We start from the raw sequence: 20,133 nt of genomic DNA, 5'->3' as shown, positions 1-20,133 counted from the left end.
CCAAATTTGTACAAGCCAAAAAAAATGTAGACAAACTCGATTTTCATCGAGTTTGTCTACAGTCTGAGACTTCCTACATTTAAACAATGTAGAAAGTCTTTTTTTGTTAGGCTGTTTTCTAAATTATTGCTCTCAGGATAAAAAACCAACAACTTGCATTTTATGGTAAAATACTTAATATCAGTTTAGAGTTTTATTTCAAGCACCTATTAGGACAATTATTATTTTTCCCTAAGATGATTTAATAGTGCAATAGCTAATAAAAGTATTGATATGCCAGTCCCTGAACTATCAGGTCCTACATCGAAGAAAATTGGAGAAACAAAGTGATTTAAAACTGTAATGATTACGGCAAATGTAATCAAAGAAATATTTGTTTTCTTCAAGAGAAAAAACCTCCTATAAAATATCAAAGCAAGTAAAAATTCTCCTTTAAATTGTAACTCTTATTGAACTATCCTCCCTCAATAAACTAAACACAATCTCACGATTGCTCTAGAATTCTTAGGATTTCATAGTCATATCATTAACCGTTATCTATGTAAGCTCGGCATTACGCCTCAAGAATAGGGATTTACCGAAAAAAGTGCATGCTAAACTAGCCAATCATAGGAAAAAATTGGTTTAAACAATGTTATGATCGCACTTTAGGATATCCACATGTCTCATGGAGGTCAACCCTCCCATGTCTCACAGAGTCGATGCTCCTACATTCCTTCGTTCAACCTTTCCATGAGGTGGATGTCGGTCATGCTGCCCCACAGGATCTAAGTCCTCACGTTAGTTGCTTTGCCGACTAATCCGTGCTTCACTTTTAAATGAATGTTAATTAAATGACCGTGTAACCTTAAAATCCAATGAACTATGCGACTGTTTGATGTACTACAAATGTTGCCATATGAGGGATATCCTTTAACATCTTGTCTTCTTGAAACGTAAATTGTTTTTTACCGATTGAAAACAGAATTCGAATAAGCTTGTTACACAAGGCTATCAGAGATTGCATTTTCTTTAAAGGATTGTGAGAACGTGTTGTGTAATATATATGAAGAGCTTTAAAAGCCTTGTTCTTTGCCACCAGTACCATGGCTGCCCGGAATAAGAGAGCCCTCAATTTCTTTCGTCCCCTTTTGGTAATCTTGGTCTGACCTTTGTGCTTTCCGGATGTGTTTTCTTTTAAACTTAAACCTGCTAATTTCACGATTTGGCGACGATGTTGATAGTCTCTGAGGTCGCCGACCTCTGCGAAAAACCCTGCTACAGTATCTCGACCGATTCCTGACACCTCTAACATCTGTGTGACACCTGGGATATGGTCTAATAACTGATCATTAGTAAACTCCTTCATCTAAAAATATTTATTGACTTCCATTAATAAAGAACGTATAGTTTCTATAGATATAATTGATAATGATTTTCATTACCGTTTATATAGATTATTTTTACATAACAAGATACTTTTCATTCCATAGGGGGCCATTATGAAAAGCAAGTTAGTTACGACTTTTTTAATTTTACTCACAGCTTTTTTCATTTTACCAATAAATAGTTTTGCAGCTACTGCATCCGATGATATGAAAAAGGCTAATGAGATAATTGTAGACACTATCCAATCTGTGGATAAGGGCGACACAAAGGAAGCTTTTAAGCAATACAAAACCTTTACATCTACTTGGATTTCAATTGAAGATGGAGTGAAAAACCATTCTCAGCAAGCCTATCATGATATTGAAGATAACATGGGTCAAGCTCAGTTCGCTATTGCTCAGCAGCCTGTGGATAATGAGAAATTAAAAAATGCACTTATTAGATTAAAAGAGACCAACCAAAAGTTTATAGAGGGTAAGTATTCTTCTTCATCTAAAAATGGTAATAATTCAGGTACCACTGGAAATGTAGCAGAACTTGTGACACTGCTAAATCAGTCTCTTTCGAAAATTAATGATAATGATATCGAAGGCGCAAGAGGGGACATTGAGAAATTCCGAAAATCATGGTTGAATGTCGAGGGAATTGTCCTTACTCAGTCCTCAAAGATATATGGTAATGCAGAAAGGGATATGGTTGTTAGCTACGCCATGCTATCCTCCAATCATCCAGATGTGCCAGGTGCAAAAAAAACGATTGAAGGTATGCGTGATTACCTCTCTCCACTGGTAGCAAAGACAAGTTATACGATGCTGGATGCAACGACCATTCTTCTTCGCGAAGGATTGGAAGGATTGCTAGTAGTGATGGCTTTGCTTGGATTTTTGAGAAAAGCTGGCCATGAAGCGAAAAGTAAATGGATCTGGTACGGAGTAGGAGCCGGACTTGGAGTAAGCCTTGTACTTGGAGTAATTGTAAACCTAATATTTTCTGCAGGTACATTCGGCAGTAATAATTTTATGATATCCGGCTGGACAGGGATATTTGCAGCAGTGATGCTTCTATATATGAGTTATTGGCTTCACAGTAAATCAAGTCTTGCTGAATGGCAACGATATATTCGGACACAAAGTACAAAAGCACTGGATACCGGTAGCTTGTTCTCCCTAGCCATTCTTTCGTTCCTGGCTGTTTTCCGTGAAGGAACAGAGACTGTCCTATTCTTTATCGGTATGGCTGCTTCCATTAAGTTAGCATCGCTTTTACTAGGGATTGCCATTGGACTGCTCATCCTTGTAATTGTTTCATACCTCATACTCAAGGTAGGTTTGAAAATTCCAATGCGTCCATTCTTTCTCGTATCAAGCATTTTGATGTTCTACCTATGCATTAAGTTTGCTGGCATGGGGATTCATGGGTTGCAGCTTGCCGGGTTATTACCCGCAACTCAGGCACCCATCCCTAGCATTGACTTTTTCGGTGTATATTCAACCTGGGAAAGTATTATTCCTCAGGTGATCTTACTTATAATTGCTGTTATTGCAGCACTTTTAAATAAAAGAAAAGATAGTAAAATAAAAGTACATACTGGAGGTAACAAAATTGAAATCTCGTAAATTACTAGTTCCTATCCTCGTAGTAGCTGCATTAAGTTTAACTGCTTGCGGGACCAATAACGAAAAGAAAGCTGATGAAACCAAGAAAACCGAACAGTCCTCTCCAAAATCTGTTTCCATTAGTAATGGCGCGAAGGATATGAAACAAACGATTGCTGACCTAAATACACAGCTAAAAGCCAAGGATGCTAAAAAAGTAAAAGAAAGTGGAACGATGCTTGAGGAATCTTGGCAAACATTTGAAGACGACGTGAAAGCTAAAAGTCCAGATCTATATGGTAAGGTCGAAACTCCCCTTCACACAATAGAAGCTGGTGCAACATCTTCCCCGCTTGATGTGCCAACAATTACAAAAGCGGCAAAAGAGTTAGATGGTGTTTTATCTGACGTTCAAAATATAAAATAACAGGTAAATCATTTTATATTAGTTAAACCATAGAACAAAAAGGGATAGAAGCCTATAGGCTCTATTCTTTTTTGTAGGTGGAAATCATAGTTATTGACTGTAAATAATCAGTATTATGTTAACTAATCCTCCCTAATTGACGAACCATATACTAATCCAGAAGAAATTTCAAATCCAAATAATATAAAGATTTGAGAACATATCGATATTCGTTTTATGATATCCACACAAAAAAAGTAGTAAATATACATCTGCTACTTTTTTTGTGTTTCTTATTTTACAATGAAGCTTTTAAGATAGATAAGATATCTGCTTTATTTAACTTTTTAAAGTTGCCAAATACTCCATGCTCCATATCACGAGCAGCTATTTCTGCAATTTCGTCTAGTCTCTCTTCTCCGATATCATAATTAGATAAGCGAGACGGTGCACCAAGGCTTGACCAGAAAGTACGCAGCTTATATTCTTCATCATCTATAATTTTCTTTTTTTCTTCAAAATCTATATTTAGCCCACTAAATATCTTTCTCCAAAATATAACAGAAATATTCTTGGCTAATTCAACAACAAAGTAGCAACCCTTTTTTTGTTTAAACAATTCCTTTAATAATGCAATTGCAATACCCTTTCTTCTATACTTTTTCAAAATAAAAATATCATTAATACTGTAATCATAGTCCTTATATAAAAACCGCCTTTCTAAAGTAATAAAAACCCTACGATTATTTTATCTTTTTTCAAAAAATATGGTGTTAACCCTTCCGTCTTCCAAATTAATTCAAATGAATCAAATTCAAATGAACCATCTGATGATATGTCTAAACCCATGGTATACTCAGAAAGGTCATGTAAATAAAGGGAATATAAATTCTTAAGAATATGCTTTTCATCTGTGGAAATGTGATTTAATGAAACAGTAAGAGGGATTGGGATACACCAATAGAAAAATTGCCCATAAGTCTACTCATAAAATTTAAAAAGGATAAAATATAGAATAAAGAAATAATATAAGCGACTTTATCATTCTGATTGGATTGATAAAGCCGCTTGTTGTTGTTTTATTATAAAGTTTTTTGTGAAGAAAAAACGTGAGAATTACCTTCTAGAAACTTAAAGATTTTGTACTAGATCCTATTTGAATAATATTCACAATTTTAATCTATGAAGTATCTCTACACCCACTTCTGTAATTTCTGTTCCCTGTTTTTTAATTCCAACTTTAATGCATTTAGATTTATTTAATATTGATAATCGATGTCGCAATTGTGAATCAGACAAAAAATAAGGGAGCATTTCTTGCATAACTCCTCTCCCTACACTTATTTCTCTCTTTTTACAAATCCATAGTGCTTGTAGTATGGATTTAAAATCTTCTATGAAATTTCCTGTTTTTAAAAAGAGAAGTGTCTCATCAATCTCTGATAATGAATTATCCGATGAATTAACAGTTTCTTGTGATAATAAAATATGTTCTGGTATATGATTCTCAGTGACCATATTTCCTTCAACAATGACCATTAAATAATGGATGAAATTTTCAAGTTCTCGTATATTACCTGGCCAATTATAGTTCATTAATAGATTTTTTACACTTGAGTCAAACATTAGATTTTTCTTTAATAATTTTAAAAAGAAATCTATTAGTATAAATAAATCTTGTTTTCTTTCTCTAAGTGAAGGGAGTTGTAACGGTAAAACATTTAGACGATAATATAAATCTTGACGAAACGTACCATCTTGAATCATTTGATGTACGTTTTGATTGGTGGCTGCAATAACTCGTACATTTATTGGTATGACCTTATGGCCACCTACACGCATAACTTGGCGTTCCTGAAGAACTCGTAAAAGGGAAGACTGAATACTTAGTGAAGCATCTCCAATTTCATCCATGAAAATAGTGCCATTATGTGCTAATTCAAATAAACCCATTTTCCCTTCTTTCTTAGCGCCTGTAAACGCTCCACCTTCATAACCAAATAATTCACTTTCTATTAATGTTTCAGTTAACCCTGCAAAGTTTACTGCTACAAATGGACCGTCTTTCCTTTCAGAATTATTATGTATGGCCTGTGCAAATACCTCTTTCCCCGTCCCGTTTTCTCCAGTAATTAATACTGTATAATCACTTTGAGCCAACCGGATTGCTTTTTGTTTTGCAGATACAAGTAAATGGCTATTTCCAATAATATTATCAAATGAATATTTTGTAGTTAAACCTAACTCAGCGCTTTTTCGTCTAATTTCTTGCTCCATTCTTTGAACTCTTGTAACATCTTGAAACGTGATCACAAGGCCTGTTAGTTTTTTATCAAAGGTTAAGGGAACTTTCGTTACTAACAATGAACGATTATTTATTTGAAATAAGTTATCAAGTTGTTCCTTTTGATCAACAAAAGTCTCATTAATCTGAAAATCAGGTATAACCTCATTGTAATGCTTTCCAATACAGTTAGAAGGGAGTTGTAGAATTTGATGAGCATCTTCATTAATTAATGTAATGATTCCTTTTTCATCTAGCCCTATAATCCCTTCATGTACTGCATTTAAAACAGATTCTAATTTCTGTATTAGTTGTTTCTCATTTTGAATAGATAATGATAAATTCCTTCCCATCTTCACAAAATCTCTAAAAAATTCTGCTGTATAAAAATGGGCCTTTTCTAAAGAAAGGTTCAAAAGACGAGCAATATCGAGCATAGTGGTTAAATCAATTGGTCGATTTTCTAAATTAATGATTTTTTTAATATGTTTAGGTACAAGTTCATCTTGTCCAAGCGTAATAGCAAAATCAATATTTTCTGCCTGTTTGACATTTGCTATCCCAGGAACATAAGGAATTAAATTTAAATGCCCAAATCCGAACGAGTGCAGAAGATCAATAGAATCTCTAACATTATTTATATAGTTAGTAACTAATAAAATATTTGTTTTTGGTGCCAAATCTAAAAGTTGCTCTAACTTTGCAATTCGAATAGAACGTCTAGCAACCATAACAGGAATACTTGAATTCAATGCTTTAATAGAGTCTTCAAGCACTGGACTAGATAATAAAATTAAATCAGCGTTATGAATGATTTTCTCAGTTAATTGTAGGGATTCATAGCATGTCTCAATATAGATTTTTGAACCAAAAAACATTCTTAGATTTTCTTCAAATGTTTTGCATACTTTTTTGCTGATAGTCACAAGAAGTATAGTGGGCTTTTTCATCTTCTTCTCCTTACCACACGGTTGCTTTTTGTTCTTATTCTATCAGATTTTAAAAAAACTTAGAAAGGTCCCCATTTTATTAATACACCAATTGTTAAAAAGATAGCTGCTAAGATGGCCCATATAATAGTTAACGGAATCATAAATTTAAGCCATTTTCCATATGAAATACCACTAGTAGCCAGTATTGCCATTAGTACACCTGATGTTGGATTAATACAGTTTACTACTCCCTCCCCAAATAAAACGGATTGTACCGCTACCTGGCGAGTAATATGTAGCAAATCAGCAAGTGGTACCAATATTGGCATTAACATAGTCGATTCTCCTGAGCCAGACGAAATTAAAAAATGAATAGCTGCACTACCTACAAACATGCCTAGTGTTCCTGCAATTGGAGAAAGTGGAGCTAAAAGGGTAGAAAGACCATGCACAATCGTATCTAAAAGTTGTCCCTGTTCAAGCAGAATTATCACAGCTCGAGCCATTCCTACAATTAACGCCCCATATACAAGTTTCTGGCAGCCATCCATAAATGTTTTGGCAATATCATTAACATTCATACGGGAAATAAGTCCAGCACCTATAGCCATAAAAATAAATAAACCTGCCATTTCGTTTTCAGTCCATTTAAAAATGAGAGTACAGATAATAAATGCTAGTAAAGACCCACCGGAAAACAATAAAACAATCTTATGTTGTAATGTTAGTTTCTGTATTTTTATTTTGTTCTCATTTGCGCCTAATGAATTTGGAAACCGCTCTAAACCTAGTATACTTTGACTAGCATCTTTCTGGATTTTACGTGCATACCAATATATATAAGAAATAGTACATAGTAAAAAAGTGAAATAAATGACAATGCGAAAGCTCATTCCAGATAATAGTGGCAGTTCAGCAATTCGCTGCGATAACCCTAATGTTTGTGGGCTTATCAGGGATACATTCCACCCTGCGTAAGTACCTAGATATATAAGAGATACCCCAAAAATGGCATCTAATTTTAATTTACGAGCAATCATTACTCCTATAGGGATAAATGCAATAACAGAGTTAACAATGATACCTGTGGTACCAAGTATAGAAAACATTAAACAAATAGGAATAATAAGTAGAAGAACTCTCCCCTTACATAAATTTATAACACTTCGAATAAACGTATCGATAGCCCCTGTCTTATCAATAACAGCTAATGCACCACCAGTAAATAAAATAAGAAAGATTAAAGGAGCTCCAGCAACCATTCCGCTTTGAATTGCAGTAAAAATTTCAAGGAAATTAACCGGAGTAGATTCCACTAAATGATAACTTCCAGGAACAGTCATCGTAATGTCACCGTTTTTTACTCGATCAAACACCCCTGATGGAACAAGATAGGTAGCTATAGTGCAGATTATTAAAATATAGAACAAAAGGACATAAGCATCAGGTTTAAATAACTTTCTTCTAATAGGTTTATGAATCGTTTTTTGAGCTGTAGATTGCATAATATAATTCCCCCTCAAAATTAATATGTATTGGATTAAGAAACTCTCGCTATCCCTCCCTCACTTATATTGTGATTATTCAGAAATTTTATCCCTGAATACAACTAACACCATATACCTAAACACAATGCAAAAATCGTGCCAGTTTTTAAGATTAATAAATTATCCCTTTAAAGTATTTTACATTAAAAAATTAGTTTTTATAGGTCTATTTATAGGATATAAACCAACCATAAAACATCCTATAAAAAAATTAGTAGGTTAAAGATAGTCGATTTAATTAAAAAACAAAGTTGGCAAGGTTCTTGCAATAGTATTAATTAAAGTATATAAACATACAGAATTGGTTTACAGTTCAGAGGAGGAATTATTTTGAGTAAGTTACTAATCGAAAAAAACGTTTCTAGCTATCTGCAAGACCATGAACAAGCCATGTTAGATGATTTAATTGAATTCGTAAAAAAAGAATCACCTTCTTACAATAAAGAATTAGTAGATGAGTGCGGTACATATTTAAGCCAGCTATTTCAAAGACGCTTAGACGTAGGGTACGAATTAATAGAAGAAACAAAAGTGGGGAATCATCTGAAATTTACAATTGGAGAAGGAGAACAACAAATTTTGATCATTGGGCATTTTGATACAGTTTGGAAGGAAGGTAGACTTAAGCTTAGAAGAGAAGGAAATAAACTGTATGGTCCTGGTATTTTAGATATGAAAGGCGGCATTATCCAGTCTCTATGGGCAATTAAAGCTATCCAGGAACTCGAACTTCCATTAAATAAAAAGATCGTTTTCCTTTGCAATTCAGATGAAGAAATTGGTTCAATTGCTTCTAAAGAATACATTGAAGAAGAAGCAAAAAAAAGTGATGCTGTATTAGTGGCTGAGCCTGCTGTGGCTGGGTCGGGTGCTTTAAAAACAGCTCGCAAAGGCACAGGGATTTTCAAGTTAAAAGTATGGGGACGCGCTGCCCATGCCGGTAACCATCACGAAGAAGGCATTAATGCTATTGAAGAACTAGCTCGGCAAGTTATTGTTTTACAAGAGCTAACCAATTATAAAAAAGGAACAACTGTAAATGTAGGAACTTTTACTGGAGGAAGTGGAACAAACGTGGTTCCAGAATACGCAGAAGCTCGCGTTGATTTACGTGTTTCAACAGAAAAAGAAGCAAAACTTGTGACGAATATTATTTTAAATTTAAAACCGATTTTAAAAGGAAGTAAATTGGAAGTAACCGGTGGTATGAATAGACCTCCAATGGTGAAAACCGAACAAACGAAAGAACTGTTTGGATGTGCTCAATCCATTGCATCCGAACTTGGCATGAAATTAGAAGAAGCATCTGTTGGAGGGGGAAGTGATGGGAATTTCACAGCAGCTATTGGTATTCCTACTCTCGACGGTTTAGGTGCGTGTGGAAAAGGAATTCACGCAGAATATGAACATATTCAAATTGAAACACTCGCTGAACGAGCATCTTTATTTGCCAATTTGTTATTGAGACTGTAATGCATGCAAACAAGATTGAATAACATCAAAATTCACCCTACATAAAGGAATTTTATAACGTTAATACGAACAATTAAACAGTTAAAAGATTGGACCGCCCCCAAACTGGGTGACGGTTCTTTTTAATATAAAAATAAAAGAAGCCACCTATTATATATAAACTTAATTCTTCCACTAAACTCCCTCAATAAACAAACACTTATCTCTTAAATACGCAGTTTTTCTCAATATTGCTATCTAACTTGTTTAACTTTACAGATTTGGTTAGAGCGAAAAGAACACAATCAAGCTGTTTACGAAGAAAATAAGCGCAAGAAACCAGCCAACCTTCGGTTAATTTCAAAAAGTTGGATAATTAGGTATGTACGCACCAATGGATGTCCACATATCTTACGGGGGGTCTACCCTCCCAAGTCTCACAGAGTCTACGCTCCTACATTCCTTCGTTCAACCTTTCCATAAGGTGGATGTCGGTCATGCTGCCCTACAGGATCTATGTCCTTACATTAGTTTCGTTGCCAACTAATCCCATGCTGATTTTGTCTGTTGATCTGTCTAAATATATTTGTCAAAAGTCAGTTTTATATTGATTAAGCTGCTATTGGTTCTTGAATAAATGCATGCATATGGGGGATATCCTTTAACATTTTCTCTTCCTGGAATACAAACTGTTTTTTCCCGATAGAAAAGAGAATGCGTATGAGCTTATTACATAAAGCAATTAAAGACTGCATCTTTTTCAACGGATTGTCAGGTCTCGTTGTGTAATAATGATGTAAGGCTTTAAAGGCTTTGTTCTTCGCTACTAGAATCATAGATGCCCGAAATAATAAGGCTCGTAATTTTTTACGACCACGTTTCGTTATTTTGGTCCTCCCTTTATGCTTACCTGATGTATTTTCTTTTAAGCTGAGTCCTGCCAGTTTGGTTATTTGACGAGGATGATTATATTCACTCAAATCGCCTACTTCAGCGAAGAAACCCGCCACTGTATCGCGTCCGATTCCTGTTATCTCTAACATTTGATCAACGCCTGGAATATCTTGAAGCAGTGTATCCAGAATTTGGTCAAGCTCTTCGAACTTGGCTTGAATGAGTTCATACTTTTGAATTAACGCTCTCAATTCCATTTTAGCCATCATGGCGCCCTGACGAATGCCAATCGAGCGATTGGCTGCTTCCTTTAAGGCCTGAATCTTCTTTATCCCTATACTACGTTTCACTGCCTGCCTAAGGTATTCTAGTAATTCTTCGTCTGTATATCTCACAAGTTCATCCGGTAATGCTTCAAGCTTTAATAAATGAAGAGCTGCCTTTCCTTCCCAACTTTTAAACACGGTAAAGAACTCTGGAAAGTATCGATCAATCCAGTTGTGTACTTGTCCCTGCACAATTTGTAAGTCTACATTTAATAAATCGCGTAATTTCTTAGCCACACGCAGTTCCGCGAAAACCCCTTGTGGTATTGTTGGTTCAGCGTATCTACCATCTTTAACTAGTTGTGCAATGACTTTTGCGTCTTTAACATCATTTTTTGTTGGAGAGTTATCGTCTAACTCCTTACTATGCTTGACGTGTAAAGGGTTGACCGTTACGAATTTAATCTGTTTTTCCTTTAGGATATGAGCTAAATTAAGCCAATAATGACCTGTTGGCTCCATTCCAGTAATGACAGACTCCATTTCGCATGACTCTTTTATTTGATTAATCCAATTAATAAATGCGCTAAACCCTTCTTGGGTATTATCAAAAAAGCAAGTAGATCCTAACTCCATACCACGATAATCCTGTGCTCTAGCCACGTGATGATGTTTGGCAATATCAATACCAATTACTAAGGTTTTAGGTGTAATTTGAGCTATTTTATGATTTTGGTTATAATTCATAGTAAGACCTCCGAGTAGATGTTTTGTCCCTTTTAGCTGGCCAGCTCAGGACATATTCATCTTATCAAGAGGTCTTTTTTCATTCAAACCGCATTTTCAGTTATTACAGGAATGCTGCCCCGTTAGTTGAATAACAAAAAGGTTGCTTCAGCAACCTTGAAGCTTTTTTGGAAATGGTTTCACTTCAATCACCTGGGTTTTTGTTTCATTGCTTGCCCCAAAAAGTCTGATTGGGATTGCTGGTGGTACCTTCAATCCCATTGGTGGTACAGCATCAATTATTATACCGATTGTGATGGGCTTCCTGGCCAAGGGCGGTAATTTTGCTCCTGCGCTTACCTTTATTGCTTGTATAACCATTGCAGGAGCCCTGTCCTATATTTTCTTGGTTGGTAAAATTGAAAGGGTTCAGGATTATGCTGATTTTAATTTACCGAATGATAAAAAGTTATCGAGCTAATGATGAATACGTAGAATACCTAAACAAAGCAGTGCATCCCGAAGGATCACTGCTTTGTTTAGGTATTTCAAAGGAATAGGAAAGAAAACGTCCTACACCCTAGAAACTCGGATGCCTGTCACTTGGTAAGGTAAAGCTGCCCAAATAACTTAGAATGGTTCAGTATAGAAGAAGTTTTAAAATTATTATCCCAACTCTAGCTATACATCACTAATTTTTTGAATAGTAGATGGTTGAAGTTGAAGCTGGTCAAATCTTTTAAAGGATCTAGATAAAATTCAAAATTTATGAGAAATATTATACAAAACTTGATTGTTGAATTGCCTTTACAAGAGCAAAGGCTCACTTTTTTTTCAAGTTTCTTCTATTAAATATTGTTCTTTCATGGAGCATCATGGTCATATAATTTTTCGGGACTACATATGATTGTGTCCTCTTCTTTATTGCTTCGCCCACTTCTTCACTATGTAAAAATTTTACCAACAGGCGCTTTGCAACGAATTCATTATCAAAATGTAAGTATGTCAAATTTCTTTAATATAGGTCCATCCATTGTCCGAATAAGGATTGATTTCCCTTCCGAAACTACATATTCACTTAACGAAAAAGCTCCTTCTAACGCCTCCACCTGCACATCCACATGAACTGGAATTATTTCTAATCCTGCTTTTATATCCTGAGCAAGTTGTGTTGTGAATCCTTCTGAAAAGCGAATAATAACATCAATATCACTTGTCGCCTTGACCGTCTCTTTTCCGCTCGCAAGTTCAAATCCAATACTACCACCAGGTCCCCACATAAGGGAATAATTATTCATCAATTCACTAACCCGTTCCAGATAATGAAAAATCTCTTTCGAATAATTACGCCACTTTTTTCCTAGTGCCAACTGCTCTGGCGTAATCCTGCTTACAATTTGATTTGCCGGCAAAAATGCTGCAAACCGTTCATTTCTCATCGAACCGCGCACACCGACCGCCACAAGCCCTTCAGGCGCACGGGCACGCCGCACCACCACGTAAGGCGCAATGGTGAGCGCCGTTTCCACCCATTCTGGTATGTTTGAATAACAAATTAAATCCTCCACACCTTTAATTTCTAGTAAATCATGTGGCTTTATTACCATTGTTCAAACAACTTTTCTCTAACCAAAATCGCCGCAGCTCGGCCTCCTGATTGAGCAATAGATGAAGTTAACCGTCCACTTAAATCCCTAGATCCATCCAACCGCACATCTTCAATAGCCTGGCCAATCTCTTTATAAATAATGTCCCGATCCTTTCGTTCCGGAGCGCTCGCTTCCACTCGGTCAACTAATGAAAACAAAGCTCCGAGCTTTTCAAATGATTCAATATCATACGCCATAGCTGGTACTTTTTTCGTTGCAGTCTCCAACTCTTCCAGGCTTCGCTGTGTAATGCGAGCAGCCGATTGTTTTGACATTACATGCACATTAACACCTGGATCGCGCAGTGCAATTAACCGGTTCGCCTGCAATCCATGTGATAAAAAAGCACCGGAAATCGCATTGCCTGGGATGAAGGATACAACGGGATGGCCAGCCAACCTTGCTGTCGCATAGGCATCAACAGCCGCAGCGCATGCTTGATGAATACCCAGTAGCTCTTCATGGTATCCATATGCCTGACTCGGCACATCGACAATCGCTACGATCGCTCGTTTTTCTCCGTCTTGATCTGCCGCGATTACTTTCCGAATATGTTTCGCAATCGACCAGCCTTCCTGCAAACCAACTTCTCCTTTTCGCGCTCGCGGAAAACGACTTTGAGCATCCGGTACTACTGCAATGTAACGTACTTTCGTATTCCCAACCATGCTATCCGCGACACGAACAGAAGGAATATCACCTATCTCGACAGCATCATCGCGTAGTAAATCAAACCAGACCTGTCCGCGACCTGCTGATTTTTCATTTTCTGAAACAACTTCTGCTTTATTCTCAATCTTTCTTTCAGAACAACTCCACAAGTCTTGCACTTTTTCAGGTGACAAGCGCTGCAACGGATTAATCAAGTTTAAAAATGCTTGATATCTCTCCACCTGTTCCGTCTTTACTTTAAGGGTAACTTCACCATTTATAATGGAAGCAACCGCTTCTTTGACAGCTTCTGTATAATCTTCAATCAATATATCCGCAAGTCCAGTGGCTGTTCGCTGATTCCCGCCAATCGTCCCCCAGATAAGCTGCCGGTCTTTTGAATCAAACTCTCGAATACCCACTTCCTGCTCAATTACTTCCGGTCCATTTAATCCAAGACGCCCTTCTCGTGTCATGATGATTGCACTACAAAGACCTGCTGTAATGGACATCCCACCAAATGCACCGATTTTCCCCGGGATAACAGCGATAACAGGCACGTGGCGGCGAAGAGCCACAATCGCCGCACCAATTTCAGCGATGGACAACAATCCATAATTTGCTTCCTGTAGCCTCACGCCCCCTGTATCAAACATCAATACAGGAATCGTTTTTATACCTGCTTCGCAATCTTTCAATGCCATTTCGAGAGCACCGGCAATTTTTGCACCGGATACTTCGCCAATTCCACCGCCCTGAAAATTTCCTTCAATGGATATGACAACCACTCGCTGACTGTTGAGTGTTCCTTTGGCAATAATAACACCGTCATCGCTTTGTGGTACGATACCCTGCAGCTCCAGATGAGGCGATTCTATTCCATCAAATGGACCGAGCAACTCTTTAAACGTTCCATCGTCCAATAATTTTTCAGCCCTCTCGCGGCCGTTGCATTCCACAAAACTATCTTTTAACGTTCTAATCATTACAGCTCACCTCCAATGCCTGTGCAAGACGGATTGAAACAACACCTGGCGTAGCGCCAAAGTCATTAATTTTCACTTTCGCCGCGACATCATGTTGAGTGAAAAAACGCTGGATAACGGATTCCCACGTATCTTTAAACCCCGTAATCCCGGTCCGAATTGTCACTTCGGTCTGGCAACTGTCACTCGGCTCCATCATAATCTCTAAATCTCCTGATCCAACGACCCCAACGTGAGCGCGTTTACCAATTCTTTTTGTTGCAGGAAATGTGTATGTAATATTCTCCAAATGAAACTCCCCCATTTAATGTATATATTCATATTCTTTCCGGAATTCATTGACCGCTTTATTTGCTTGAATTTTATCTAAAAACAACGTAGCCGCCAGCAAATCCGCACTTCCTCCTGGAGAAATATTGCGTCTCGTAAACTCATCATTTAGGTTTTCCAATTCGCTGAAGTTTCCTGAATTTAACAAGGAAGCTGCCTGATTTTTCGCAAATGAAAGTGCTTCAGCTCCGCCTCTATGCAAAATACATGTATCATCTAAATGGGCGATTAATGCCAGAAGCGCATGCAACTGAGCATCGCCTTCTGACCTCCCTTGTGATCGCACCCTCTTTAACATCGGTAGTGAAAAGCGCATAATATGCGGAAAATCCTGTTGCGCTTCTCCTTTTGCTCCATTCACACCATATTTTATAGCAACCCGCCCGCCATTTGTTTTTACAATTGGGCAATATCTGTCCGGAAAACGTGCTGTTTCACCGGCCTTTGTCACAATTTTTCCGATTGTATAAGAACCTTTTCCCATTGCAGCGGCCGAAACAAGGAGACCTAGCGCCCAAATAGCACCTTTATGAGTATTGATGCCTCCCGTTACTTCATACATTATTTTTTCACCTTTGCGACCAATTTCTGCAATTTCTTCACGCAAGGTTTGGGAAGGGCTGATACCATAACTGACACTTGCCATTTCAGTAAAAGTGTCTTTTAAGGATTCGGCTGATTTTCTCATTAAATGAATGGTTAAATCACTATGAGAACCAGTATTGGCGCTGTCGACAAGACCCGGTTTCGGTGTAAGCTCCACTTCTTCTATTAAAGATAGGACGGCTGCCCTGGCAGCGTATTGACTAAAAAACTGCTTTTCGTTGTTCATTTCGTCCCTCCCTGTTTACCAGCTTCTGAATTTCGCCGGCGGCTCATACAATCCGTCTGACCACTCGACAATCTCCTCCACACTTTTCGCAGCTAGAAGCGATCTCTTTGCATCTGTCCGGCGAATCTGTAAATCTTCTGGAAGCGCAATTAGTCCTTCACGACGTAGCTCATCTGTCTTTTTGGAATTATGTTTTAGTCCAACCGGTGTAACACCCGCCACTGCTGCAAGCGCCTCTCTCCGTTTCTCTATGCTGTCCGTTTTATACAAATAAGCAATGCCTTCTTCTGTTACAACGTGCGTGACATCATCTCCATAAATCATAACCGGCGCTATCGCAAGTCCAGTATCCTTTTTCACGTTCACCGCATCAAGCGACTCGACGAAAACAGGCTTATTCCCTGATTGGAATGTTTCGACCACTTGCACAACTAATTTTTTCCCACGAGCTAGCGGATCCTCTGACGTCATCATATTTAACCAAGCAGGTGTTGAATGACGGCGTCCACCTGGGTCATGCCCCATATTTGGAGCACCACCATAGCCAGCAAGCCTTCCACGTGTTACGGTAGAAGAATTTCCGTCTTGATCCATTTGTAAAGTCGAGCCGATAAACAAATCTACCGCATATTGTCCAGCCAATTGTGAGAGTGTCCGATTTGAGCGTAAACTGCCATCACGTCCGGTGAAAAAAACATCGCGGCGTGCTGAAACATATTTTTCCATACCGACTTCTCCGCCGAAACAATGAACGCTGTCAACCCAACCGCTTTCAATAGCCGGAATGAGTGTTGGGTGCGGGTTCAATGTCCAATGTTTGCAAATCTTGCCCTTCAAACCGAGCGATTCTGCATATGTAGGCAGTAACAATTCAATTGCTGCTGTATTGTACCCGATGCCGTGATTCAATGACTGCACTCCATGCTTCTCATAAATTCCTCGTATGACCATCATGGCCTGCAAAATTTGAATATCGGTAATATGGCGAGGATCGCGGGTAAATAATGGTTCCAATTCATACGGCTCTTTAGCGACGACAATAAAGTCGACCCATGAGCCAGGGATATCGACGCGCGGAAGCTCATCCGTCAATTCATTTACCTGAACAATCACAATGCCATCGCGAAATGCTGCTGCTTCAACCAGTGTCGGTGTTTCTTCTGTGTTCGGTCCTGTGTACAAATTTCCGTAACGATCAGCTTTATCTGCAGCAACCAACGTAACAGATGGAATCAAGTCAACGAAAAGACGCCCGTACAACTCAATGTACGTATGGATTTCACCCATTGTTAATTTGCCGTCTTCAAGCATTTGTGCCATACGGAGACTTTGCGGACCCGCATAGGCAAAATCCACTTTTTTCGCAATTCCTAGTTCAAATAGGTCGAGATGTTCCGGTCTTGAAATACTAGGAATAATCATATGCAAATCAAACAAATTTTTCGGGTTAGTCTGTGCTAATGTTTCTGACAAAAACGAAGCTTGCTTTTGATTATTTCCTTCTAGAACAACACGATCACCCGGCCTGATCAATTTCTCCATGGCTTCCACAATGTGATCAGTAGGAATGACTAGTCCGTTAACAAGATCTTTGACACTCTCCAATCGTTTCTTCTTTGCTTCAAACCGTGTCGTCCATGATCTTTTTTGATTGACTACCTGTTTCGTCGCTTCCATCATTCAATCCCCTTTCATCATTTCAATCGTTCACGTTTTGCTACAAACAGACAATCATCAAACCCATTCTCTGTTACAGATAAAGCTCTAGCTTCCGGAAATGCTTTGGCCGCCAAACGTGACAGTACATTTCCAGGAGGCATTTCGATAAATAGTCTAACCCCTTTTTCATACAAAACTGTAGAAGCATCATGCCATTGAACGGCAGAAGAAATACTCTCAGCGAGATCCAGTCGAATGTCGACCGGATTTAACAAAAGCCGTGCCCTTCGATTTCCTGCGTATGGAATAATAGGTCGATGAATCGGTATATCATGTAGGGCTTCGGTGAGCACATCTGAAACTGATGCCAGAAGTGGGCAATGTGATGGTGTACTGACATTTAACAATGAGGCACAACGTGCATCATTCTTCCATGCAGCATCCAGGACTTTTTCTATGCCGGACAAAGCACCTGAGACCGTTATTTGATCCGGCGCATTTTGATTCGCCATAAATACCGGGTATTTTTCATCGAAGTGATGATTGATGAGTGATTGAAGTTTATTTGCATCAAGTCCAAGTACTACACCCATGCCGTATCCTTCCGGGTATGCCTGCTCCATTAATTCTCCGCGTAACGCCACTATTTTCACTGCGTCCTGAAAATCAATGACACCGGCCGCCACTGCTGCGCTAAACGCTCCTATGGAGTGTCCGGCAACAAAGTCCGGTATCACCCCTTCCGATTCAAATGCTTTAAAAGCAGCCACTCCGGCAGTCAAAAGAGAGATCTGTACTGCTTTTGTCGAAGCAAGAGCTTCTTTAGAATGATAATTAAAAACGCTTTCATTTAGCTTTTCACTCGCTATTTCCAGCATATCTTCCACTGCATTACATGCCGGCAAATCATTAAGAAGACCTGGTTTTTGGGAACCCTGTCCAGGAAACAAAAAAGCGAGTTTCACGATGTTCAACTCCTCCCATTTAGCAAAACTTATGAACGAAGCATTGTTTGAATGTTGGATATAACGTCTTTATTGTGTTTCAACAAAACTATTGATAATTCCTCCATATCTTGTTTCGATAATAACTCGATAATGATTTTATGTTCAGTAATCGATTTTTCGATTTTCCCTTTGTTTGTAAAGGATAAATTTTGAACTCTTAATAGCGGCCAACCTAGTCGTGAATACATGTCTTTAATGATTTCACTTTTGCTCATCTTAATGAGGCACATATGAAAAGAGTGATTCAATTGCGTATAAGCATGGACATCCTCCACTGTTTTCATCTTTTCATGAAGTTGATTCATTTCTTGTAACAAACCTGAATCTGTTCCGATCCCTTTAATCCGATCCATCGCCATATTTTCAAGCATGTTCCGTATTTCCAGTAAGTCGTATATTTCATTTTCTGTATATTCTTTTACAACCGCACCTTTCCGCGGAATTCTTTCCACGAGCCCTTCGGTGGCAAGCAGATAAATCGCTTCACGAACCGGAGCTCTGCTCGTACCGTATTCTTCAGCATAGCTGTGTTCCACTAATTTTTCACCTGGCTTCAGGTCACCAGTAATAATTTGTTTTGTAATATGTTCTGCTATTGAATTAGATAATGCATTATATGTGAAGTCAATCGCCCCCATGAAGCATCCCCCTCAAAATTTAGAATATTGTCGACTAAACCGATTTTCATTGAATTATACTACATGCATTAAGTAAATTTCAATATTTTGAGAAAATGCCCTTTTTTTATCAGGAGCCCTTTTTAATTATCAAAATAAAGCTTTTGTAATTAAAAAGAGTATAGACGGGCATAAAATACAGCCTATTCCCGTATGAAATGTAGATGTCATTGCACCATAAGGAACTAACTTAGCATCTGTTGCTGCTAAACCAGCTGCCACACCACTTGCAGTACCCATCACACCTCCATAAATCATTGCAGTTCTAGGATTATCAAGACCAATAAACTTGGCAGCAAACGGTGTTGTAGTCATAACTAAAATGGATTTAAGGACTCCTGCGGCAATACTTAATGCAATCACATCCGAACTAGCTCCGACAGCCGCCCCTGTTACAGGACCTACAATATAGGTTACTGCTCCTGCTCCAATGGTAGTCAAAGCCACCGGGTCACTGTATCCAAATGATAAAGCCACAAAAACGCCACTGAAAAACTGAAGGAAAATTCCGATAAGTAATCCAATGAAGCCACGTACACCTGTTTGTTTCACTTCACTTAAACTCGCTCCAAATACAGTGGAGACGATCGCAAAATCTCGAAGCATAGCACCGCCCATCACACCAATGCCTGCGAACATGGGAATATCCGCAAGACCTTTCTCACCATTTGTTTGGATGCCTCCTATGTATGCGAGAATTAACCCAATTATAATAGCGATAGCTGAACCGTGTAATCTTCCCCTAGTGAGCTTATCCGAAAGTGTATAAGAAATATAAACGGTAATGCCTACCACCGCAAAAGCTGCCAAAAGAGCATTTTCTTCAAGAACGGACATTATTATTTCTATCATAACCACATTCACCCCTTGTA

General features: G+C 38.2%; 16 protein-coding genes and 2 pseudogenes. 4 read left to right on the top strand and 14 right to left on the bottom strand.

Features of this window, described 5'->3' with window-relative positions:
• Nucleotides 1-221: 221 nt before the first annotated feature.
• Both AC0VX1_RS09560 and AC0VX1_RS09555 read right to left on the bottom strand, forming a co-directional pair.
• A complete protein-coding gene (locus tag AC0VX1_RS09560; RefSeq protein WP_475470912.1) occupies nucleotides 222-386 on the bottom strand; it encodes a hypothetical protein in 165 nt (54 codons plus the stop codon).
• A 476-nt stretch (nucleotides 387-862) separates the two neighbouring features.
• Nucleotides 863-1,330, bottom strand: a pseudogene (locus AC0VX1_RS09555) (transposase); the annotation flags it as partial.
• Nucleotides 1,331-1,481: 151 nt separating this feature from the next.
• Here AC0VX1_RS09555 and AC0VX1_RS09550 point away from each other — a divergent pair.
• Both AC0VX1_RS09550 and AC0VX1_RS09545 read left to right on the top strand, forming a co-directional pair.
• A complete protein-coding gene (locus tag AC0VX1_RS09550) occupies nucleotides 1,482-2,984 on the top strand; it encodes an FTR1 family iron permease (protein WP_413002428.1) in 1,503 nt (500 codons plus the stop codon).
• Nucleotides 2,971-3,390: a hypothetical protein gene (locus tag AC0VX1_RS09545; protein WP_413002426.1), complete on the top strand. Its 420-nt coding sequence runs from the start codon at nucleotides 2,971-2,973 to the stop codon at nucleotides 3,388-3,390. Before AC0VX1_RS09550 ends, AC0VX1_RS09545 begins: the two co-directional genes overlap by 14 nt.
• 277 nt (nucleotides 3,391-3,667) lie before the next feature.
• Here the strand turns inward: AC0VX1_RS09545 and AC0VX1_RS09540 are convergent.
• The 3 genes and pseudogenes from AC0VX1_RS09540 to AC0VX1_RS09530 all read right to left on the bottom strand — a co-directional run.
• A pseudogene (locus tag AC0VX1_RS09540) lies at nucleotides 3,668-3,898 on the bottom strand (NADH-dependent alcohol dehydrogenase); the annotation flags it as partial.
• A 638-nt stretch (nucleotides 3,899-4,536) separates the two neighbouring features.
• A complete protein-coding gene (locus tag AC0VX1_RS09535; protein ID WP_475470909.1) occupies nucleotides 4,537-6,603 on the bottom strand; it encodes a sigma-54 interaction domain-containing protein in 2,067 nt (688 codons plus the stop codon).
• A gap of 59 nt (nucleotides 6,604-6,662) precedes the next feature.
• Nucleotides 6,663-8,090, bottom strand: coding sequence for a YfcC family protein (locus AC0VX1_RS09530; protein WP_413002422.1), 1,428 nt, complete (start codon nucleotides 8,088-8,090; stop codon nucleotides 6,663-6,665).
• A gap of 372 nt (nucleotides 8,091-8,462) precedes the next feature.
• On the opposite strand from AC0VX1_RS09530, the gene AC0VX1_RS09525 reads away from it, so the two are divergent.
• The gene (locus AC0VX1_RS09525) at nucleotides 8,463-9,605 is read left to right on the top strand and encodes a M20 family metallopeptidase (protein ID WP_475470907.1); all 1,143 of its coding nucleotides are present in this window, start codon (nucleotides 8,463-8,465) and stop codon (nucleotides 9,603-9,605) included.
• A gap of 590 nt (nucleotides 9,606-10,195) precedes the next feature.
• Here AC0VX1_RS09525 and AC0VX1_RS09520 read toward each other — a convergent pair.
• Nucleotides 10,196-11,491, bottom strand: a complete 1,296-nt coding sequence (locus tag AC0VX1_RS09520; RefSeq protein WP_475469172.1) for an IS110 family RNA-guided transposase — start codon at nucleotides 11,489-11,491, stop codon at nucleotides 10,196-10,198.
• Between the two features lie 208 nt (nucleotides 11,492-11,699).
• On the opposite strand from AC0VX1_RS09520, the gene AC0VX1_RS09515 reads away from it, so the two are divergent.
• Nucleotides 11,700-11,951, top strand: coding sequence for a hypothetical protein (locus AC0VX1_RS09515; RefSeq protein WP_413002054.1), 252 nt, complete (start codon nucleotides 11,700-11,702; stop codon nucleotides 11,949-11,951).
• A 508-nt stretch (nucleotides 11,952-12,459) separates the two neighbouring features.
• Here the strand turns inward: AC0VX1_RS09515 and AC0VX1_RS09510 are convergent.
• From AC0VX1_RS09510 to madM, 8 genes are all read right to left on the bottom strand, one after another.
• Nucleotides 12,460-13,077: a malonate decarboxylase holo-ACP synthase gene (locus tag AC0VX1_RS09510; protein ID WP_413002052.1), complete on the bottom strand. Its 618-nt coding sequence runs from the start codon at nucleotides 13,075-13,077 to the stop codon at nucleotides 12,460-12,462.
• On the bottom strand, nucleotides 13,071-14,756 hold the full coding sequence (locus AC0VX1_RS09505) for a biotin-independent malonate decarboxylase subunit beta (protein ID WP_475470905.1): 1,686 nt from the start codon (nucleotides 14,754-14,756) through the stop codon (nucleotides 13,071-13,073). Before AC0VX1_RS09505 ends, AC0VX1_RS09510 begins: the two co-directional genes overlap by 7 nt.
• Nucleotides 14,749-15,045 carry a malonate decarboxylase subunit delta gene (locus tag AC0VX1_RS09500; protein WP_413002048.1) on the bottom strand — a complete coding sequence of 99 codons (297 nt, stop codon included), beginning with the start codon at nucleotides 15,043-15,045 and terminating at the stop codon, nucleotides 14,749-14,751. Before AC0VX1_RS09500 ends, AC0VX1_RS09505 begins: the two co-directional genes overlap by 8 nt.
• Nucleotides 15,046-15,060: 15 nt before the next feature.
• Nucleotides 15,061-15,918: a triphosphoribosyl-dephospho-CoA synthase gene (locus AC0VX1_RS09495; protein WP_413002046.1), complete on the bottom strand. Its 858-nt coding sequence runs from the start codon at nucleotides 15,916-15,918 to the stop codon at nucleotides 15,061-15,063.
• Nucleotides 15,919-15,933: 15 nt separating this feature from the next.
• Nucleotides 15,934-17,595: a malonate decarboxylase subunit alpha gene (gene mdcA / locus AC0VX1_RS09490; RefSeq protein ID WP_413002044.1), complete on the bottom strand. Its 1,662-nt coding sequence runs from the start codon at nucleotides 17,593-17,595 to the stop codon at nucleotides 15,934-15,936.
• A gap of 17 nt (nucleotides 17,596-17,612) precedes the next feature.
• The gene (locus AC0VX1_RS09485; protein ID WP_413002042.1) at nucleotides 17,613-18,542 is read right to left on the bottom strand and encodes an ACP S-malonyltransferase; all 930 of its coding nucleotides are present in this window, start codon (nucleotides 18,540-18,542) and stop codon (nucleotides 17,613-17,615) included.
• A gap of 29 nt (nucleotides 18,543-18,571) precedes the next feature.
• The gene (locus AC0VX1_RS09480) at nucleotides 18,572-19,222 is read right to left on the bottom strand and encodes a GntR family transcriptional regulator (protein ID WP_475470902.1); all 651 of its coding nucleotides are present in this window, start codon (nucleotides 19,220-19,222) and stop codon (nucleotides 18,572-18,574) included.
• A 129-nt stretch (nucleotides 19,223-19,351) separates the two neighbouring features.
• Nucleotides 19,352-20,113, bottom strand: coding sequence for a malonate transporter subunit MadM (gene madM / locus AC0VX1_RS09475; protein WP_413002038.1), 762 nt, complete (start codon nucleotides 20,111-20,113; stop codon nucleotides 19,352-19,354).
• Nucleotides 20,114-20,133: the final 20 nt, after the last annotated feature.

The organism is Peribacillus sp. QJM3NY_7, from assembly GCF_056173225.1.
This window is presented reverse-complemented; position numbering and strand designations above follow the sequence as displayed.

What these genes read in the sequence shown, in the direction of transcription:
- AC0VX1_RS09495 (WP_413002046.1), bottom strand. Translation starts at nt 15,918, where the DNA reads ATGAACAACGAAAAGCAGTTTTTTAGTCAATACGCTGCCAGGGCAGCC.
- AC0VX1_RS09505 (WP_475470905.1), bottom strand. Translation starts at nt 14,756, where the DNA reads ATGATTAGAACGTTAAAAGATAGTTTTGTGGAATGCAACGGCCGCGAG.
- AC0VX1_RS09530 (WP_413002422.1), bottom strand. Translation starts at nt 8,090, where the DNA reads ATGCAATCTACAGCTCAAAAAACGATTCATAAACCTATTAGAAGAAAG.
- AC0VX1_RS09535 (WP_475470909.1), bottom strand. Translation starts at nt 6,603, where the DNA reads ATGAAAAAGCCCACTATACTTCTTGTGACTATCAGCAAAAAAGTATGC.
- mdcA (WP_413002044.1), bottom strand. Translation starts at nt 17,595, where the DNA reads ATGGAAGCGACGAAACAGGTAGTCAATCAAAAAAGATCATGGACGACA.
- AC0VX1_RS09520 (WP_475469172.1), bottom strand. Translation starts at nt 11,491, where the DNA reads ATGAATTATAACCAAAATCATAAAATAGCTCAAATTACACCTAAAACC.
- madM (WP_413002038.1), bottom strand. Translation starts at nt 20,113, where the DNA reads ATGATAGAAATAATAATGTCCGTTCTTGAAGAAAATGCTCTTTTGGCA.
- AC0VX1_RS09480 (WP_475470902.1), bottom strand. Translation starts at nt 19,222, where the DNA reads ATGGGGGCGATTGACTTCACATATAATGCATTATCTAATTCAATAGCA.
- AC0VX1_RS09550 (WP_413002428.1), top strand. Translation starts at nt 1,482, where the DNA reads ATGAAAAGCAAGTTAGTTACGACTTTTTTAATTTTACTCACAGCTTTT.
- AC0VX1_RS09510 (WP_413002052.1), bottom strand. Translation starts at nt 13,077, where the DNA reads ATGGTAATAAAGCCACATGATTTACTAGAAATTAAAGGTGTGGAGGAT.